The following is a 1,833-nucleotide window of genomic DNA, read 5'->3' as shown; positions in this document are numbered from 1 at the left end:
TGTCTTGAAGCGGCGGCGATGTACGCGCTGACCGAGCACGACGAATGGCGCCAAGCTGGTATCGCTTGGCTTGAGCCGTTCCGGGAGACATGGTTTCGCGACTGGCGAGCCGCCCACCCGCACTATGCCAAGTTTGCGAAGGGCCGCGCGCCATCCTTCGATCTCCCGGTCTGGATCGCCGAGGGAGGCCGGGCATGAGCACGCCTTCCGAACTCTGCATCGTCGCGATTGACCCCGGCCTGACTGGTGCGGTCGCCTTCTACTTCCCGGCCCTGCCCGAGCGGGTGTCCGTCGAGGACATGCCGGTGGTGAACGGCGAGGTGGACCCACACGCATTGGAGCGGCGGATCAGGCAACTCGGGCCCACACTAGCGGCTATCGAGCGGCAGGGCCCTCAGCCCCGCGACGGCTGCCGACAAGCGTTCGGCATCGGCTCAGCCTTCGCCACGGTGAAGACGGTTGCCGCGCTCTGCCACCTGCCGATCCATCTGGTGACGCCATCCGTCTGGAAGCGGCATCACGGCATCCTCGCCGCTGCCGACCCGAAGGAGGCCAGCCGGGCGCTCGCCCTCCGGTTATTCCCGGCTTCGGCCGAGAGCTTCAGCCGGAAGAAGGACCACGGCCGGAGCGACGCCGCTCTGCTCGCGCGCTTCGCCGCAGACACCTTCGCGAAGGGAGGCGGCGCATGAAGGCGACCATACCCAGCCCTGACCGGATCGCGATGGACGGTCTCAGCTTCGACGCCATCGGCGAGGCGGCAGGTCTCGCGGCAGCCTACGCCGACATGGCTGCTCGGTTCGCTTCGGTGAACGATGCGCGCGGCGTGAACTACGCCCTGCGGTGCGCTAGCGCCGCCATGCTGACCGCCACTCAGGCCGCCGAGATGCTTCAGCGCCCCGCTCCGCGACGAGGAGGTGCGTAATGTCCGAGCGCGCCTTCGGCCAACCCACGAACGACGAGGCCGACCGCTTCTGTGGTTGGCCGGGTCCCGATCCTCAATCCGTGCCGAAGGCCCGACCGCGCGTTGAGCGCTTGCCGGCCGCTAACCTGCGGACTGCAACGACACTTGCGCTTCGTTGGCATGGCGACGCCGATCCGAATGCGGATCGGGCGTGGCTCGTCCGCGATCTGATCCCGGAGACTGGCAAAGGGCTCGCGTCCGGCCAGTGGGGGGCCGGCAAGACCTTCGCTGTTCTGGATCTCGGCGCCTCCGTGATGACCGGAGAGCCATTCGCCGGCCGGAAGGTTCTGCGACAAGGCGGCGTCCTCTTTATCGCGGCGGAGGGCGCCCACGAGATCCCGATCCGCTTGCGGGGCCTCGTTCATGGCAAGCTTGGGCCCGATGCACCGGAGCGGCTGCCGTTCGCTTGGATCGAGGAATGCCCGCGCCTGCTGGACGCCGATGCGGTGCCGCAGCTGGTGGCCGTGGCCAAGCTCGCTGTCGAGCATATGACTGAAACCTTCGGCCTGCCGCTGGCTCTGATTGTGGTGGACACCGTGGCAGCCGGCGCGGGGTTCATGGACGAGAACTCCGCCGCTGAGGCGCAGCGGGTGATGAACGCCCTGGAAGCCATCAGCCACAAGACCGGAGCGTTCGTCCTCGGCGTCGATCACTTCGGCAAGGCCGTGGAGACCGGTACGCGGGGCTCATCAGCCAAGGAAGCTGCCGCCGACGTCGTGTTGGCCATGCTTGCCACCCGCGACGAGGCCGGCAGCATCAGCAACACCCGCATGGCGATCCGCAAGGTTCGCGGCGGGCGCTGTGGCTACGAGATACCCTACTCTCTGGACGTCGTGACCGTTGGCGAGACCTACGACCGCGAGCCGATCACG

At 67.8% G+C, this 1,833-nt stretch carries 4 protein-coding genes; all 4 read left to right on the top strand.

Annotated elements, in window-relative coordinates:
- Positions 1 to 198 (top strand): hypothetical protein (locus MKK52_RS27175; protein WP_243951868.1); only part of this gene is annotated, 198 nt, incomplete at its 5' end.
- Entirely contained in the window at positions 195 to 689 is a 495-nt protein-coding gene (locus MKK52_RS27170) for a hypothetical protein (RefSeq protein WP_243951867.1), read from the top strand. The genes MKK52_RS27175 and MKK52_RS27170, both read left to right, overlap by 4 nt.
- Complete coding sequence (locus MKK52_RS27165) at positions 686 to 922, top strand: hypothetical protein (protein WP_243951866.1); 237 nt, start codon at positions 686 to 688, stop codon at positions 920 to 922. Before MKK52_RS27170 ends, MKK52_RS27165 begins: the two co-directional genes overlap by 4 nt.
- A partial coding sequence (locus tag MKK52_RS27160) for an ATP-binding protein (RefSeq protein ID WP_243951865.1) occupies positions 922 to 1,833 on the top strand: 912 nt, incomplete at its 3' end. The genes MKK52_RS27165 and MKK52_RS27160, both read left to right, overlap by 1 nt.

It is taken from the genome of Methylobacterium sp. J-067 (genome assembly GCF_022829465.1).
Lineage (GTDB): Bacteria > Pseudomonadota > Alphaproteobacteria > Rhizobiales > Beijerinckiaceae > Methylobacterium > Methylobacterium litchii.
The sequence above is the reverse complement of the archived record's forward strand: the minus strand, read 5'-3'. Positions and strand labels throughout refer to the sequence as shown.

What these genes read in the sequence shown, in the direction of transcription:
- MKK52_RS27170 (WP_243951867.1), top strand. Translation starts at nt 195, where the DNA reads ATGAGCACGCCTTCCGAACTCTGCATCGTCGCGATTGACCCCGGCCTG.
- MKK52_RS27165 (WP_243951866.1), top strand. Translation starts at nt 686, where the DNA reads ATGAAGGCGACCATACCCAGCCCTGACCGGATCGCGATGGACGGTCTC.